At 72.1% G+C, this 16,346-nt stretch carries 11 protein-coding genes and 1 pseudogene; 3 read left to right on the forward strand and 9 right to left on the reverse strand.

The window, feature by feature from the left end; all coding sequences use genetic code 11:
• Nucleotides 1-5 precede the first annotated feature (5 nt).
• The 6 genes and pseudogenes from O3597_RS10460 to O3597_RS10485 form a co-directional block, all read right to left on the reverse strand.
• Nucleotides 6-308 (reverse strand): MoaD/ThiS family protein, encoded by a 303-nt coding sequence (locus tag O3597_RS10460; RefSeq protein ID WP_164446854.1) that lies wholly within the window; start codon nucleotides 306-308, stop codon nucleotides 6-8.
• On the reverse strand, nucleotides 305-1,420 hold the full coding sequence (locus O3597_RS10465) for a sialidase family protein (protein ID WP_281603999.1): 1,116 nt from the start codon (nucleotides 1,418-1,420) through the stop codon (nucleotides 305-307). Before O3597_RS10465 ends, O3597_RS10460 begins: the two co-directional genes overlap by 4 nt.
• Before the next feature lie 130 nt (nucleotides 1,421-1,550).
• On the reverse strand, nucleotides 1,551-2,057 hold the full coding sequence (locus O3597_RS10470) for a hypothetical protein (RefSeq protein WP_281604000.1): 507 nt from the start codon (nucleotides 2,055-2,057) through the stop codon (nucleotides 1,551-1,553).
• Nucleotides 2,047-3,849: a RyR domain-containing protein gene (locus O3597_RS10475; RefSeq protein ID WP_164446857.1), complete on the reverse strand. Its 1,803-nt coding sequence runs from the start codon at nucleotides 3,847-3,849 to the stop codon at nucleotides 2,047-2,049. The genes O3597_RS10470 and O3597_RS10475 overlap by 11 nt, the downstream gene beginning before the upstream one ends.
• 133 nt (nucleotides 3,850-3,982) lie before the next feature.
• Nucleotides 3,983-5,596, reverse strand: coding sequence for a flavin monoamine oxidase family protein (locus tag O3597_RS10480; protein ID WP_281604001.1), 1,614 nt, complete (start codon nucleotides 5,594-5,596; stop codon nucleotides 3,983-3,985).
• Nucleotides 5,597-5,690: 94 nt separating this feature from the next.
• A pseudogene (locus tag O3597_RS10485) lies at nucleotides 5,691-5,954 on the reverse strand (zinc-binding dehydrogenase); the annotation flags it as partial.
• A gap of 312 nt (nucleotides 5,955-6,266) precedes the next feature.
• Between O3597_RS10485 and O3597_RS10490 the strand changes: the two are divergent.
• The gene (locus tag O3597_RS10490; RefSeq protein ID WP_281604003.1) at nucleotides 6,267-8,429 is read left to right on the forward strand and encodes an AAA family ATPase; all 2,163 of its coding nucleotides are present in this window, start codon (nucleotides 6,267-6,269) and stop codon (nucleotides 8,427-8,429) included.
• A gap of 31 nt (nucleotides 8,430-8,460) precedes the next feature.
• Here the strand turns inward: O3597_RS10490 and O3597_RS10495 are convergent, their stop codons facing one another.
• The 3 genes from O3597_RS10495 to fxsA are packed head-to-tail and all read right to left on the reverse strand — an operon-like array spanning nucleotide 8,461 to nucleotide 13,548.
• Nucleotides 8,461-9,474 carry a hypothetical protein gene (locus O3597_RS10495; RefSeq protein ID WP_281604004.1) on the reverse strand — a complete coding sequence of 338 codons (1,014 nt, stop codon included), beginning with the start codon at nucleotides 9,472-9,474 and terminating at the stop codon, nucleotides 8,461-8,463.
• Between the two features lie 11 nt (nucleotides 9,475-9,485).
• Nucleotides 9,486-13,379: an FxSxx-COOH system tetratricopeptide repeat protein gene (gene fxsT, locus O3597_RS10500; protein WP_281604005.1), complete on the reverse strand. Its 3,894-nt coding sequence runs from the start codon at nucleotides 13,377-13,379 to the stop codon at nucleotides 9,486-9,488.
• Nucleotides 13,366-13,548 carry an FxSxx-COOH cyclophane-containing RiPP peptide gene (gene fxsA / locus O3597_RS10505; protein WP_281604006.1) on the reverse strand — a complete coding sequence of 61 codons (183 nt, stop codon included), beginning with the start codon at nucleotides 13,546-13,548 and terminating at the stop codon, nucleotides 13,366-13,368. The genes fxsT and fxsA overlap by 14 nt, the downstream gene beginning before the upstream one ends.
• A gap of 279 nt (nucleotides 13,549-13,827) precedes the next feature.
• Here fxsA and O3597_RS10510 point away from each other — a divergent pair, with 279 nt between their 5' ends.
• The gene (locus O3597_RS10510) at nucleotides 13,828-15,024 is read left to right on the forward strand and encodes an FxsB family cyclophane-forming radical SAM/SPASM peptide maturase (RefSeq protein WP_281604007.1); all 1,197 of its coding nucleotides are present in this window, start codon (nucleotides 13,828-13,830) and stop codon (nucleotides 15,022-15,024) included.
• 17 nt (nucleotides 15,025-15,041) lie between these two features.
• The gene (locus tag O3597_RS10515; protein ID WP_281604008.1) at nucleotides 15,042-16,331 is read left to right on the forward strand and encodes an HEXXH motif domain-containing protein; all 1,290 of its coding nucleotides are present in this window, start codon (nucleotides 15,042-15,044) and stop codon (nucleotides 16,329-16,331) included.
• The last annotated feature ends 15 nt before the right edge of the window (nucleotides 16,332-16,346 follow it).

The following is a 16,346-nucleotide window of genomic DNA, read 5'->3' on the forward strand; positions in this document are numbered from 1 at the left end:
CCGGGTCATCCGCCGGCCATCGCGCCGAGGACGATGAACGGCTCCTCGCCGGCGACCACCCGCTCGGGCAGGGGCGTGTCGGGTGGACAGTTGGACAGGTCCTCCTCGCAGGCGTAGAAGCGGACGAAGGCGCGGCGCTTACCGCTGTGCCGGTCGCGGATGGTGCCGAGCAGCATCGGGTAGCGCGCCTCGATGGCGTCGAGCACCAGGCGCTGGGTGGCCGGCCCGGGGCCGGCCACCTCGATCCGCACCTCGCCAGTCACCCCGGCGAGGGTCTTCAGGTGAGCCGGGAGGACGACCCGGATCACGGCAGCACCTGGACTTCCACGGAGAGCACCGGCGGCAGGTCCCGGACGATCGGCGCCCAGCTGTCGCCGCCGTCGGCGGAGCGGTAGACCTGGCCACCGGTGGTGCCGAAGTAGATGCCGCAGGGGTCGAGCGTGTCGACGGCCATCGCGTCGCGCAGGATGTTGACGTAGCAGTCGGACTGCGGCAGCCCGTCGGTCAGCGGCTGCCACTCGTCGCCGCCGGTGCGGCTGCGGTAGACGCGCAGCCGGCCCTCCGGCGGGTAGTGCTCGGAGTCGCTCTTGATCGGCACCACGTAGATGGTCTCCGGTTCGTGGGCGTGCACCGCGATCGGGAAGCCGAAGTCCGACGGCAGGTTGCCGCTGACCTCGCGCCAGTTCGCTCCGGCGTCGTCACTGCGCATGACGTCCCAGTGTTTCTGCATGTACAGCGTGTCGGGCCGGGACGGGTGCTGGGTGATGTGGTGCACGCAGTGGCCGACCTCGGAGTCCTGGTCGGGGATCTCCCCCGACCGCAGCCCCTTGTTGATCGGCAGCCAGCTGGTGCCGCCGTCGTCGCTGCGGAACGCGCCGGCCGCCGAGATGGCGGTGTAGATCCGACCCGGGTGGGCCGGGTCCAGGATGATCGTGTGCAGACACAGGCCGCCCGCGCCGGGCTGCCAGGACGGCCCGCTCGGGTGGGTGCGCAGGGCGGTCAGCTCCGTCCACTTGCCGCCGCCGTCGGTGGACACGTAGAGCGCGGCGTCCTCCGCGCCGGCGTAGACGGTGTCCGGGTCGTCGCGGGACGGTTCGAGGTGCCAGATGCGCTTGAACTCCCACGGACGTGGCGTCCCGTCATACCAGAGGTGATCGCCGACGTCACCGGTGTAGGCGAAGTCGTTGTCGACAGTGGTCCAGGTCCGGCCGCCGTCGTCGGAGCGCTGGATCAGCTGCCCGAACCAGCCGCCGGACTGTGAGGCGTAGAGCCGGTCCGGGTCGGCCGGCGACCCGGTGAGGTGGTAGATCTCCCAGCCCCCGAAGTGCGGCCCGTCGACCGTCCAGCTGTCGCGCCTGCCGTCGGCGGTCAGGACGAACGCACCCTTGCGCGTCCCCACCAGCACACGTACACCACTCATCTGAGCATCCTCTCGCTTCGTCGGGCCGGCGGGCGGTCGCCGCACCGGACATACACCGGTCCTGGTCGGTCTACTCCCCGGGTACGACGAATTGGCATCAGCGGAACGGACAGCACCGGCCACCGGGGGCTCATCCCGAGCGGGACCGCCGGGCGTCGGTGGGCCAGATGACGGTGGTGGGGATGCCCCGCTCGCGGGCCCAGCCGACGGTCCGGTCCGTCGACGCGTCGTGGCAGCCCGGTTCGCCGTCCCAGACCGCCAGCAGCCGCTGCACCCGCGACAGCAGCTCCCGGTTGGCGGTCACGTACGCGGCGGTGCCGGAGGTGCGGTGGCCGGTGTGCAGCACCCGGGTGGCGCGGCCGAGCAGCTCGTCGAAGCTGCTCCGGGCCGCCGGGGCGATGGTGTCCCGGTAGTCGGGAGCCGGCAGCACCACCTCGTACGTGCCACCGCCGTCCAGGACCGCGCGGGCGAAGATCTGGTCGGTGCCCGCCGCCAGGCAGGTGACACCGTGCACCGGCCGGTCGCTGATCCTGCGCAGTTCGAGGCGGATCGCCTCGGCGACCAGCCGCTCGGTGGCCGGGGTCAGGTTGATGTGGCCGGTGACCCCGACGCGGACCGGTTCGCGTTCAGGCGGCATCGGCCGAGCCTCCCCGCTGGACTGGCACGCTGGGGCCCAGCCGGATCAACTCGAATCCGCTGTCGGACAGCACGTCGGGCAACGCCCGGATCTCCTCCCGGTTCTGCTCCTTCGCGGCCGACGACAGTTCGTCCCACGGCCGCAGCAGGTGGTGTCGGCGCCGGGCGTCGTCGCGCGGCTCGCCGAACGTCCAGCCCTCGGAGCGCCGTTCCCTGCACCACCGTTCGTGTTCCAGCCGGGCCAGTTGCTCGATCCGGTCGTCGATGGCCCGCCCGGCAGCCGAGGCGTCACCGGCGCCACCGTGCCGGGGGGCCACCACGCAGCCCAGGTTCAGCAGTTTGGCCGCGATGTCCTGGACGTGGCTGCGGTTGGCGCGGCGCAGCGACTCCGGCAGCCGGGACCAGGGCACCATGGCGGGCGCGTCGCCGAGGCGTAGCCCGGCTCGCTGCTGGGCGTACAGATACCGCAGGTGGATCTGCTGGGCGAGCCGCTCGGTGAGGTCCTCGGCGATCAGCCCGGCGTCGCAGGCATGGGTGAGCACCGGATACAGCCGCAGCTTCCCGTGCACCTCGTCGAGCAGGTCGTGGCGGGCGTCGCCGTGAAAGGCGGCGGCGAGCGCCGCCTGCCGGTAGACCGGCACGAAGACGATGCTGCGCGTCCCGCGCCAGAGGGCGGGGGTGTCCAGCGCGAAGCGCAGGCCGCCGATCTCGTCGGGGGCGCACAGATAGATGCGGTCGTAGCCCTCGGCGGTGACATGGTCGAGGCCGACCAGGCCGGCGATGTCCCGGTCGTACCCGGCCAGCCGGCAGACCTCGCTGAGGAACGGATAACGGGAGGTGGCCAGGGCGAGTTCGGCGCGGGCGTCCGGTGCCACCAGGTCCACCCGCAGCCGGCGGTCGGGCCCGCCCTGGTCGGCCTGGTGCGCCCGCCAGTGCCGGGCCGTCTCCACCAGCAGTGCCCGGCGGAAGCTGCCGTCGCCGGCGATGAGGACCGTCGTCGGCCGGTCCGGTGCCGACGGCAGCGGATGGTGCCGGTGCAGGGCCCGGGCGGCGATGTCGTCGACGTGGAAGTAGTCCAGGCGCAGCCGACTGGACCCGGCGGCGCCGAGCCGCCGGGCCTGCAACGACAGGCACATCTCCGGGTCGTGGACCTGGACGTAGACCCGGGGCGGGTGGCGACGGTCCTGGATCAGCCGGTTGGCGGTGTTGGCGATGGCGTGGTTGCGGTCGTCGTCGTCGGTGCAGGCGTAGACGGTGTGCGCCCGGGGCAGGCCGGCACCCCGCAACACCTCCACGTTCGTCGGATCGCCGACGACACCGAGGTAGCGGCGTCGGCGGTACTCCAGCGGCCCGAACGGTTCGGAGCGTACGACGACCACCCGGCCACCGTCCGCGTACAGCCGGTCGGCGAGCATGTGCGCGAACTGCGAGTCGCCGCAGACGACGGCGTGGCCACTGGCCCGCCGGGCCCGCCGCCGCCGGATCTCCGTGGCCAGCAGCAGCCGACCGGCCTCGGCCACCGCCAGCAGGGTGAACAGCGGTGCCATGAACCGGGCGACCTGCAACTGCCACGGATACGGACCGGGTTGCTCGAAGAGTTCGGCGCTGAGGAAGAACAGTTGCAGGTCGTAGTAGAGGATGTCGTACCGGTCGGCGATGGCCTCGGGGCGTGCCTGCGACAGGCGTTCCAGGCCGACGTAACCGAGCACCGAGGCGATCAGGCCGATCACCCCGAAGACGACCCGAAGCCACCACGCGGCGGGACGGGCCGCACCGGGGACCGGCTGGGTCATCGCACCAGCCACCGGATTACGACCATGCGCGTCATGCTATTGGACAAAGTCGATCACCAGGGCCGGCGACGTGCCGACCGGCCGGGCACTTTTCGCAGGTGGCGCCGTTTCCCCGGGGCCGAGATGTCGGGGTTCAGCTCGACATGACCCGGGCGTGCAGGTCGGTGACGACCTTGCGGGCGGACTCGAACGCCCCGGCCTGCCAGGCGATGTAGTGACTGAGGTGGTCACCGGCGAAGTAGACCCGGCCGTCCGGCTCCAGCAGCCGGCCGTACTGGCCGCTGGTGCGCGACGGCCACGACACCCAGCCGCCCTCGGAGTGGCGGGTGCGGTCCCAGGCCACCGAGAAGGACGTCTCCAGCTCCGTCCGGTACGCCTCGCCGTGGATCTTCACGCCCTGCGCGACGGCGCGGGCCTCCCGCTCGGCGGGCGTCAGCGCCGCGTACGCCTGGGCGTTGGCACCGAAGTTGTAGTAGCCGACCACCACGCCCTTCGCGCCGTGGTAGCCGTAGGAGGGGTACCAGATCGTGGCCAGGTCCAGGTTGGTGTTGGTGATGCCGGAGTAGATGTTCTCGTCCTGCTCCCACCACCGTCGCCGGTACTGCAGGCCGATCTTGCCGGTGGCGTTCGGGACCGGGTACGCCAGCGCGTCCCGGACCGGTTGGGTGAGGTTGGCCGGGATCTTCGCCAGCACCTGCGGTGGGATGGTGCAGACGCAGAAGTCGGCGGTGGCGGTGCGCGGCCGGCCGCCCGGCCCGTCGTAGACCACGCTGACCCCGGAGCCGGTGTTGGAGATCGAGCGCACCTGTGCGCCGTAGGTCACGAGGCGCCGGCCCACGGCGGCTTCGAGGGCGTACGCGATGCGGTCCATCCCGCCGACCGGCTGGAACATCAGCATCGCCTGGTCGTAGCCGAACTCGAAGGAGAAGTACCGGCCGATGCCGCTGGCCAGCACGTCGGTCAGCGGGTAGGGGGTGAGTTTCGGGGTGCCCGCCTCGAAGCCGGCGCCCGGCTCGACCAGGTAGCCGCGCCGGTTGGTGCCCGCGTACCGCCAGCTGGCCGCCGGGTCGTCGGCGACCCGACCGCCGATCGCGCCGAACCCGCGCAGGAACTCCAACAGCCGTTCCTTGTCCTCACCGGTCAGGTAGGTGTCGAGCGCACCCTGGTCGGTGGCCTTCGCGAGCAGTTCGGAGACGTACCCGTAGACGTCCGCCTTGGCCTCGCGGTGCCGGATCTGCCGGCCGGACAGCGCCCCGGCGTTCTCGTTGACGTAGTAGGCGTCGGCGTTCTGGTTGCCGAAGATCTCGATCGGCACGCCGAGTTCCCGGCAGTAGTCGAGGGTCACCATGTGCTGGGCGATGCGGGCCGGGCCGGCGTTGAGGTACTGCCCGTCGGCGAAGTGGGCCCGCTGGGTGCGTCCGTCCAGGTCGGTCTCGGTGGTGCCGCCCCGCACCGTCCAGTTGCGCCCGCCGGGCCGGTCACGCGCCTCCAGGATGCGCACCCGGTAGCCCGCCTTGCCCAGCTCGTACGCAGTGGCCAGGCCGGCGATGCCGGCCCCGAGCACCAGCACGGACTTCGCCGACCGGCCGGTCAGCGTGAAGTCGGACCGGTTCGGTGCCCGGAACGGTGGTGCCGCCTGGGCGGCGGGCGCCAGCCCGAGCGCACCCATCGTGCCGTAGAGCACGCCCGCCCCGCCGGACACCCCGACGGCCTGGAGGAACTGCCGCCGCGTCGTCGGTATCGTCACCGCACCTCCCACGCAAGATCGAAGCCCGACGATCCCAGGCGGCAGTTACATCGATGCGTTTCTCTTGTTTCGCGCCGATCTCCGGCCGGCCGGACTAGCGATCGCGGGCCGGCGAAACGTCGATCACGACGTTGCCGACCTTGTGTCCGGCGTCGACGTGCCGGTGCGCCTCGACGATCTCGGTCATCGGGTAGCTGCGGTCGATGACGACCTGAAGCCGCTCCTCGGCGAGCAGGTCCCGCAGGGCGGCGAGGGCCGCGTGCTTGCGTACCGACATCCCGGTCCGGACCCGTCGACCACCGGTGAGGGCGGTGCCGAGCGTCAGCAGACTGTTCGTCACCAGACCGGTCGTCGGCAGCTCGACCTGGGTGAGCACCTCCGGCGGCCCGTACGCGTCGAACATCACCGCTCGCATGCGGACCATTCTGCGATGCGCCCGCCACCCGGCCGGCTTGCCGGACCCTCGGCTGTGGCCCGCCGTCGCGCCGACCGGCGGCCCACCGATCGGGCCTTTTTCGCAGGTGAGACCGATCTGTCGCCTTCGGAGGTCCGCCGGAATGGCCACTGACAGCTACGATTTGAAGACGCCCTGGAGGCGCGGAGGAGCAGTGCCTGCCCGGGCCGTGGGAGTTCCTGGTGCCCGGACCAGAGCTACCGGAGGATCAGAAAGATGGATGCAACTGAAGATCCACCGGCGGTCGTCCCGGTCAACCCGTTCTCTCCGACCGCGGTCGCCAGAGTGGCCGAGGGCCGGGCGCAGGCGACCACGGTCACCACCGCCGCCATCCGCGACGCCCTCGCTCATCTGGACCACTACCTGCGCAGCGGCGACGGCGGCACGGTCGCGGTGGTGGGTGACTACGGCACCGGCAAGACCCATCTGGCCGCCGAACTGCTGGCCCACGCTCAGGAGAGCACCGGGGGTGCGATCCGAGCGGTCTACCTCGACGCACCCGCCGACACGTTCCTGTCACTGAGCCGCCAGCTGCTCGGTCGGTTGTCTCGCGACGCGGTGCGGGCCCTGGTCGAGGACCACCGGGCGGCGTCACCCGCCGTGACCGCGCCGGACGGGTCGCCCGCAGCGGGGTGGCTCGGTGAGCGGCTCCGGGCGGAGCTGGCCCCGGTCACCACCGATCCCTCGGTCGGCACGGTACTGGCGATGCTGCTCGATCCCGCCACCGAGGCGACAGCGTGGGACTGGCTGACCGGTCACCCGCCCGGGCCGGCGCTGGCGGCGGCCGGCGTCCCCGCCCGCGTCGACGTGGAGTCCGACGCGGTGGCGGTGCTGGGTGCGCTCGCCCTGCTGTGCGGGCAGCGCCACGGACGCTTCGTGGTGGTACTGGACGAGGTGGACAAGTTCCTGTCGGCGGCGGGCGGCCCGGGTGACGACACGATGGCCCGGTTCTCCCGCCTGATCGAGCTCTTCGCCGCCGCCGGCGCCTTCCTGGTGATCGCCGGGCTGCCGGACATGTTGCACCTGTTCAGCCCGGACGTGCGGCAGCGGATCGGGCCGATCGTGCGGATGTCCGCGCTGAGCGCGCGGGACGTGCGGGACTTCATCCGGCGCAGTCAGCTGCGCACGTTCGGCCAGGCACGGCTCGCCCCCTTCACCGTGGAGACCACCGAGTACCTCACCAACCTGACCGACGGCGTGCCCCGCCGACTGATCCGGCTGTGCTACCACCTGTACCAGCGGGCGGCGCAGGCCGACACGCCGGTCACCCACCTCATGGTCCGCGAGGCGGTACGGGTCCAGTTCGACCTGGCCAGCCGGCAGGATGTGGCCGCCGACGTGCGGCGGGTGCTCACCCAGGACGGCTGGTCGTACCAGCGGGACCACCTGGTGGGTTCGCTACGGGACCTGCCGGTCGACTTCTGGGTGCCGCTGGAGGAACGGAACGCCGGCTGTTGCGTGCTGCTCACCGAGTCGGTGCTCAAGTCCGAGGAGGTCGACGCCCTCAACCGCCGGGTGGTGGCGATCCGGGCAGCGGTGCCGGACAGCGAGGTCATCCTGGTCGTCGTCGGGCACCTGCCGGCGGAGTTCGCCGCCGACCTCGCCGAGACGTTCAGCGTGGAGCCGATCGTCTACGAGCCGCAGTCCTTTCCGGAGGACCTGTCGGGCAGCGTGAAGGCATCTCTGCGCCGGCTTGAACAGGCGCTCGGCGCGGACACGCTGACCTCGGTGCGCACGCGCGTCGAGCGCATCCAGCGTCAGCAGACGAACGCCCAACGCTCCATCGAGCGGCTGTCGTACCAGTTGGACGAGATTCGGGACGACCTGCGCCACGATCTGCGGAGTCCGGTGCAAAGGGAGCATCCCCCGAGGCGACCGGATGTCGCGTCCACCCCGCTGCCCGGCCCGGTCGCCCGGCTCTTCGCCGACGCCATCCAGGCGCTCGACCAGCTCACCGGCTTCGACCGCCACCTACGCGAGGCGTTCGCCCCGGCGGGCACCGAGATCCGGCAGGCGGTCGAGAACGCCGCGCTGCTGCGATCGGGCCTGCGCTCCCGGGACGTGCAGCGGGCGCTGGGCACCTCGATGGTGCTGCGACGGCTGATCGAGGCGTTCCGCCACGGCGTCGAACGGTGGTACGAGGGGCACCGTCGGGCCCCACGTCCGGGGGACCTGGACCGGTTGGACCGGCTCTGCGAAACCTACGACGGCATCGCCGAGTATCTGCCGCTGTTCCAGCTGGATGTGCTCGGTGACCTGGCCGTACCGGGTGACGGCGACCCGACGGAGCCGCCGGAGCGCTCGCGCAGCTGGACGGAGGCACGGTCGGTGTTCGACGGCCTGAGCGCACGGGTGCGGCGGCTGCTGGTGAACGCCTGAGCACACCCGTCGCGCACCGCGAGCCCCCGGCTCACCTGCCGGTCGGCACGTCCAGCCGGGCCAGCTGCCGGCCCACCGCCGACATGTCGAGATCCGCCTGGGTGACCCAGTCCTGGTCGAGCGCGACGCCGAAGAGGTACTCCTCCGGCGCGAGCAGGTAGTAGAAGACCGCACCGATCTCCAGGTCGAGCACCAGACGTTCGGCCTCACCGGCCACGGTACGGCGCAGGTCCCGGCTGACCTGCAACGCCAGCAGGGACAGGTCCCCGGCCAGACGTTCGTAGCGGGCCCGCCGACCGGCCACGGTGACCCCGCGACTGAAGAAGGACTCCAGTTCCGGATGCCGCAGGATGTCGGCCGCGGCGGTCTGCTCCCCCGCCCGGTGGTGGCTGAGATAGTGCAGCCCGGCCGGCCGCAACGTGGTGCTGAGCAGACCGCCGGACTCAGCAGACCCGACCACGTACGCCATGAAGTCGGCGGCCGACGCCGCGACCGGCACCTGGGCGTCACCGGCGGTCAGCCAGCCGCCCGGGTTCTGCGACGGCAGCCGTACCAGTTGACGCAGCGCGGTGGCGAGCTGGGCCGCCGCCCGGTCGATGCCGCTCGCCCGGGACGGGTCGGCGACCGCCTCGGAGCCGGCCGGCGGAAGGGATCCGAATCCCACCACGTGTTCGCCACCGGTCACCGTGTTGCAGAAGACGAGATCCGTGCGGGTCTGGACGGCCAGCCGAACCAGCCCGCCGCACTGCAGCTCCCACACCCGCCGGCTGAGGTCGGCCGCCCGGTAGACGAGTTGGGCACCCGCCCGGCGGTGCGCTTCGCGGCGCTGCGCGGGCTCGGCACCGTCGAGTGCGGGCGGCGTCGACGCATGGTCCAGGATGTCCAGCGCGAAGTCGAGCACACCGCCGGTGTAGTGCGCGATGTGGTAGATGCCGGTGTCGCCGAGAAGTAGTTCCCGGCACAGGTTGCGCTTCTTGCGGAACCCGGGCACGTCCTGCTCGGCCGACTCCTCCACCAGCGCGTCGATAAGCTGCGGATCCGTCACCTGTCCACTCCTCAGCTTCTTGGCACGTCGATGTCGGTGTCGGTGAGCGCGGTAGCGCCCGCGTCGGGGGCACCGTCGCGTAGCGCCCGGATCGCCGCGAGGTTGGCGACGGCGTCGACCGTGCAGGGATGGCGTCGGCCCAGGTAGCGCAGGCAGGTGTGCTGCGTGTCCTCCTGGATCCGGACGGCGTCGGCGAAGTCGCCCCGGACCGCCAGGTGACCGGCCTGGGCGGTGGCGGCGGTGAGCGTCCACGGATGGGTGTCGCCGAGCCGGGCGCGCAGCGTACGCAGGCCCCGTTCGCCGTCCCGTACGGCCTGGTCGTACTCCCCGGCCCCACGCTGGAACAACCCCAGGTTGACCGAGCAGACGGCGGTGAACGGGTGACCGGCCTCCAACTGCCGCTCGTAGCCCCGCAGGCAGCGGATGGCGTGTTCGACGGCGATCCCGGCGTCGCCGGCGCGGTAGTAGTCCACGGCCATGCTGAGCAGGCTGGACCGGGTGATCGGATGGTCCTCGCCGAACCGGTCCCGGTAGCCCCGGAAGGTCTCGATGCTGCGCTTCTTCGCGGCGATGGCGAGCCCGAGCCGGCGTTCGGTGACCGCGAGGCTCCGGTTGACGCGCAACTCGTCGAGGTGGCTGGCGGAGCGCAGCTCGTGCACCCGTTCCAGGGTCTCACGCAGGGTGGCCAGCGACAGGTCGTACTCGCCGGCCTCCCGCTCAAGCGTCCCCACCAGGCACGACGCCCGCCAGGTCGCCGGTTCCTCCGGCCCGAACAGCGACATCCGCCGGCTGAACAAGTGACGGGCCAGCCGCAGTGCCTCCCGCGCGTCGCCGGTCAGCTGAAAGGAGGTGGCGAGATTGTTGATCGCCATCAGAGTGTTCGGGTGGTCGTCGCCGAGCACCTCCTGGTAGCCGATGAGGGTCGCCTGGTCCTCCACCAGCGCGTCCTCGAATCGGCCGAGACCGCGCAGGTCACCACCGCGGCCCCGGCCCGCGATGAGGGTCCGGAAGTGTCGTAGCCCGTGGCGGCGGCGCTGCTCGCTGAGCACCCGCTCGTCCAGGCGCAGCGCCTCCTGGTGCTTGCCCAGCATCCGGTGCAGGTTGGCGGTCTGGACGAACAGCCGCATGGTCAACTGGTCGAACTCGCCGTCGGCCGTCCACCGGTCGCAGACCTGCTGAGCCAGCCGCACCGCGGACTGCCAGGCGTCGCTGTCGCCGAAGAAGAACAGGTAGCGGACCTGCTTCACCACCCAGTGCCGCACGGGCGCCTCGTCGGCCGTCAACGCGCCGGAGGGCACCAGGTGGCGCTGCAACTCCTCGAAGACAGGCAGGTAGCGGCGGTCGTCGGCCTCCGGGTCCGTCGGAGCGTAGCCGGCGAGCCCGCGCAGCACCTGGCGATGACGCTCACGGCGCTGTGGCTCGGGCATCGCCTCGCGCAGCAGAACCTGGATGGCCCGGTGCATCCGCAGCGCGGCGCCCCTCCCCCAGTCGATGTCGAAGAGGGCGAACCGCGCGCCGACGGTGAGTACCAGGTCGACCTCTCCGGCGTCGAGCAGCAACTCCTCCGCGTCGAGGTCGGCGGCGGTGGCGAGTTGGGTGAGCATCGGCACCGACCGCAGCAGCGGAAAGCCGATGCCCTCCGGCGAGAGGAACGAGCCGAGTTCGGCGACCCGGATGGCCAGCGACCCGAACTCGGTCTCCCGCAGGGTGGCCAGGGTGATGTCCAGCATCCGGGCCACGGTCGAGGTGCGGGAGCCGGGAATCCGCTCGGTCGGTTCCTCCTCGGTCGAGTGCCGCCGCAGCCCGTCCAGCAACTCGGCGACGCACCGGCCGACGGCCTCCAGGTTGGGCGTCCCCGCACGCTCCAGAGCCCGGGTACGCTCGCGGATCCACGCGGTGGCCAGCCGCAACGCCAGCGGCAGGTGCTCCACCGCGGCCGCGATGGCCCGGGCGTCCTCGGCGCTGATGCCGAGGGTCCGCCGCAGCATCGCGGTGCTCTCGTCGCCGGTGAAGGCCGCCACCTCCAGCGGTGCCGGCAGGTTCGAGGAGCCGTCGTCCCGCGAGGTGAACAGCACGTGCCCGACGCCCGGACGGGGTAGCAGTCCGGCCAACACCTCCGCGTCGTCGGCGTTGTCGTAGATCAACAGCCAGCGGGCGAAGGCACTGCGCGGAGCCGACAGGGCGGCCACCGCCGCCTCCGCCGCCCCGACGCTGTCGGCCACGTTGATCTCCTGCGCCAGCTCGCCGAGTGCCGCCTGGACGGTCTCCCGGTCCTGCGCCGGGATCCACCAGACCACGTCGTAGTCGTAGGCGAAGCGGTGGGCGAACTCCCGGGCGATCTCACTCTTGCCGACTCCGGCGCCGCCGGTCAGGGTCACCGGGCCGCTGCCGTCGCTGAGCTGGTCGCGCAGCCGTTCGAGGTATTCGCCGCGACCGACGAAGGACTCGTTACGCGGTGGCAGGTTGGTCCGCAGCCGACGGTCCGCTTCGTACGGGTAGCGCGGTGCGGTCCGCAGGTCGCCGGTAGGCTGCCCGGGTGCGATGAGGCCGAGCCGGCTGAGCAGCAGCGGCTGGGCCCGCGCCCCGTCGACCGCTCGCAGGTCGATGACCCGGCTCGGATCCAGCTGTTCGGGCGCGTCCCCGCGGGTCAGCACGCCGAACACCTCGACGTCGGTGGCCGACGCCGCGGTGTCGAGGGCCTGCATCACGCCCGGTGAGAGGATCGCCAGCACCGTGGCGTCCGGGTCGTGGGCCGGCGCCGGTCCCGACCGCACGACGTACCGCTGGACCTGGGTGTTGGCCCGGCGCAACTGTCCGGCGATCCAGTCGGCGAACGGCCGGTCGACGGGCTCGTAGAGCACCTGGATCTCGTCGGCGCCGTCGGCCGGGTCGAGCAGCACGCCCCGGCGATAGCGGCGACGGATCCGCTCGGGCACGTCGGCCACCCGGGCCACCGCGCCCCCGCTGATCCAGGAGGCCATCTGCTCGTAGGCCGCCAGGAGGGTGTTGTCGCTGCCCGGTGTGTCGGCCAGTACCGCCAGCACGTCGTCGTAGGTGTCGTACGACGGCTCGGGCACCTCCACGATCTCCACGGTGGAGGCACCGGACAGCCCGGTGGTCGACTCGTCGAGCAGGTTGGCGAACGCCTTGCGGGCCGAGTCGCGGGCCGGTCCGTACCACGGTTGGCTGACATCGCGAAGCGTCGGTGCGGCGAGCACCCGGATGCCGCCGGTGGCCTCGCGCTGGAGCTGGGCGGCCAGGTCCGCCGCCTGCTGCATCGCCTGCCGGCGAGGCGGTATCGACACCACCGCCACGTCGCTGAGCATGGCGGTGTAGGTGATGCCGGGCAGGGTGAGGTCGACCGGGGTGTCGATCAGCACGTAGTCGTAGCCGCCATGTCGCAGCAGTTGCCGGGCGCGGACCGGATCGACCTCGGGTAGGGCGTTGGCGTCGAGGCTGATGCCGATCATCTCGAACCCGAAACTCGACCCGGAGATCGCGTACCGGTAGAGCATGCCCTGTTCCGGCCCGGTGGGCCCGGTCGTCGGCGCGTTGCGCGGGTGCGCGTCCGGATGCGGGCTGATCAGCGTGGCGAGTTCCGGGCCGAGCACCCCGGCGGCCGGCACCGCGTCCACGCGGAACGAGCGCAGGTAGTCGTAGACCCTCGGTGTCTTGGTGCACCAGTCCACGGCGAGGACCCGCTTGCCGTTGGAGGCGAGGATCCAGGCGATGTTGGCGACCGCGCTGCTGCGTCCGGTGCCGCTGGTGGGCGAGACGAACGAGACGATGGTGCAGGTGCCGACCGTCTCCTCCCGGCCCGGCTGGCCGGCATGGCCACGGGCCGGTCGCTGCTGCGGGACGTCACCCGGAACGACCGGGGCGTCCTCGCGGTCAGTCGTCGCCATCGATGGCGCTCTCGAAACCGGCGTACTGGTCGCCGGCGGCGACGCTGCGGCGCTGCAACCGGCGCAACGCGGCCAGGAGCACCTCGCTCGGTACGGCGTCCAGCGCGGCCAGGTCCACGTCGGTCAGATCGATCAGATCGGAGCGCAACGAATCCTCCCCGGTGTCCATCCCCCGATCACCGCCTGTCTGCCTCTCGCACAATGATGGCGTCGCAGGTGCGGACGTCGACGTTGGCCAGATCCGCTGCGTACGCCCATGATAACGGTATGACGTGGTCGCCAGACGGCGGTACGCGGGCCGGGCCACTCTCCCTCCGCGACGGTCCGGCCGCGGACCGGCGACCCCGGATCAGGTCAAACACGGCGAACAGAGCGTCATGCGTCGATGTATGCTGTGGACCCCGTCGACCCCGGCCGACCGGCCGCAGCCAGGACGGTGAAGCGTCTGATGCCCGGATCCGACGGCCACCGGTCACCCGGCGGCACCGCCACCCACCCCGCGCCACCCGTCGCCTTCCGCCAGTTCGTGCTCAAGCTGCACAGCCGCTGCGACCTGGCCTGCGACCACTGCTACGTCTACACGATGGCCGACCAGCGGTGGCGGGACCTGCCCCGGACCATGCCACCTGAGGTGCTCGACGCGACCGCCCGGCGGATCGGCGAACACGCCCGGGCACACCGGCTCGACCGGGTGTCGGTGATCCTGCACGGCGGCGAGCCGCTGCTGGCCGGACCGGAACGCGTCGAGGCGGCCGTGTCGGTCATCCGACAGGGCGTGGCACCGGTGCCGGTACGGCTGACCGTGCAGACGAACGCCATCCGGCTGGACGAGCGGTACCTCAGCCTGTTCGACCGGCTCGACGTGCGGCTCAGCGTCAGCCTCGACGGCGACCGGGCCGCGCACGACCGGCATCGGCGCGGGCCCGACGGACAGGGCAGCCACGCCCGCGTCGAGGCCGCGCTGCGTCGCCTCACCACGGGCTACCCGCACCTGTTCAACGGGCTGCTGTGCACGGTGGACCTCCGCAACGACCCGGTCGCCACGTACCTCGGTCTGCTCGAACACCGGCCGCCGACGATCGACTTCCTGCTACCGCACGGCACCTGGGACACTCCCCCGCCCGGACGCCCGGCCGATCCTCGACGGACCCCGTACGCGCGCTGGCTGATCTCGGTGTTCGACAGGTGGTACCACGCGCCGGGCCCGCCGGTCCGGATCCGCCTCTTCGACGAGATCATCCAACTGCTGCTCGGCGGCGCCTCCCACCTGGCCGGCGTCGGCCTGAGTCCGGTGGTGGTGGCGGTGGTGCAGACCGATGGTCAGATCGAGATGGACGACACCCTCGCCGCCGCCTACGCCGGCGCGGCGGGTACCGGTCTGCACGTGCAGCGGGATCCGTTCGACGTCGCCCTCGACCTGCCGGCGGTGCGGGCCCAGCAGCGCGGCGCGGCGGCGCTCTGCGCCACCTGCGGCGCATGTGAGCTGCGGCGGGTCTGCGGTGGCGGGCTGCGTACCCACCGCTGGCGGGCCGACAACGGCTTCGACAATCCCTCGGTCTACTGCCCCGACCTGTACGCCCTGATCGACCACATTCGTCAGACGGTCCGTCGGGACGTGGCGGCGCTGCCCCGGGCGACCCGTTGATTCCGTCGGTCCACCGGATGCCGAGGGCGGTCCTGGCCGAACTCGCCGCCGGCCGGGGCGGTGTGGCGGCGGTGACGCGGCTGCGGGCCGCCCAGCACAGCAAGATCCTCCTGCTGGTACGCGCCCTGCTGCTGCTGGTACGCGAGACGGCGCACCCGGATCGGGCGGTGGTCGAGACGGCGTACCGGGTGCTGGCCGAGGTTCCCACGCCGGACCGGGTGGCCGCGCTCTCCCATCCGCCCGTCGCCGCGTGGGCGTTCGGCACCGTGTCGCTGCTGGAGACGGGCAACGCCACGGCGGCACACCCCGGGCTGCTGGCCGCCGTGGCGGTCACCGCGGCCGTCCGTGCCGGCACCGAGGTCGAACTCGACGTCCCGCTGGCTCCCGGCGCCGACGGCCGGCTGGATCTGCCGGGCCTCGGCACGGTGACCCTCCCGGTCACCGCGACCCGGGCCCGGGTCCGCACGTGCGGCGGGCAGGCGTGGGTGATCGCCGCCGGCAAGCGGATCGACATCGACACCGGCCGGTCGTCCGACCGTCGGTGGCGGCCACTGTCCCGGCTGGCCATAGCACACGGTGGACTGGCGTTGTCGCTGCAGGTGGACACCCGGACCTGGCGGTACGTGCCCGGAGTGGGCACCGACTGGGGCGGTACCCCGACCGACGCCTGGCGGTCACGCCTCGACGGTGCGTGGCGAATTCTGGTCGACCACCACCGACCGGTCGCCGAGGAGATCTCCGCCCTGCTGCGTGCCCTGGTGCCGATCAGCGCGCCCCGGACGAGCACCCGCAGCGGCACCTTCCATCACGCCTTCGGGTCGGTGGCCATGTCGCTGCCACCGGATGCCCGGTCGACGGCCGTGGCGCTCGCGCACGAGATCCAGCACGCCAAACTGGCCGCGTTGACCGACATGTTCGCCACGCTGGAACCGGGCCCCGCCGAGCTGTTCTACGCACCGTGGCGGACCGACCCGCGGCCGTTGGACGGCCTGCTGCACGGGGCGTACGCCCACCTGGGGGTGGCTGGGTTCTGGCGTCGCCAGGCGCGGGTGACGGACCCGGGTGCGGCGCGGCACCACGCGGAGGTCCAGTTCGCCAGGTGGAGCAGAGCCGCCGCCGACACCGTCGCGGTGCTGGCCGCGCAGCGGCGACTCACCCCGGTGGGTCGACACCTGGTCGAGGGCATGGCCGGCGTACTCGACCGGTGGTTGGCGGAGCCGGTCGCCGCGCGGGCGGCCGCCGAGGCAAACCGACTGCTGGCCGCACACCGCAACCGGTGGGACCGGCACCGGGCACCGACCGGCTGAACACCCGCCTCGCCG

Origin of the sequence: Verrucosispora sp. WMMA2044 (assembly GCF_027497155.1) — a bacterium.
Lineage (GTDB): Bacteria > Actinomycetota > Actinomycetes > Mycobacteriales > Micromonosporaceae > Micromonospora > Micromonospora palythoicola.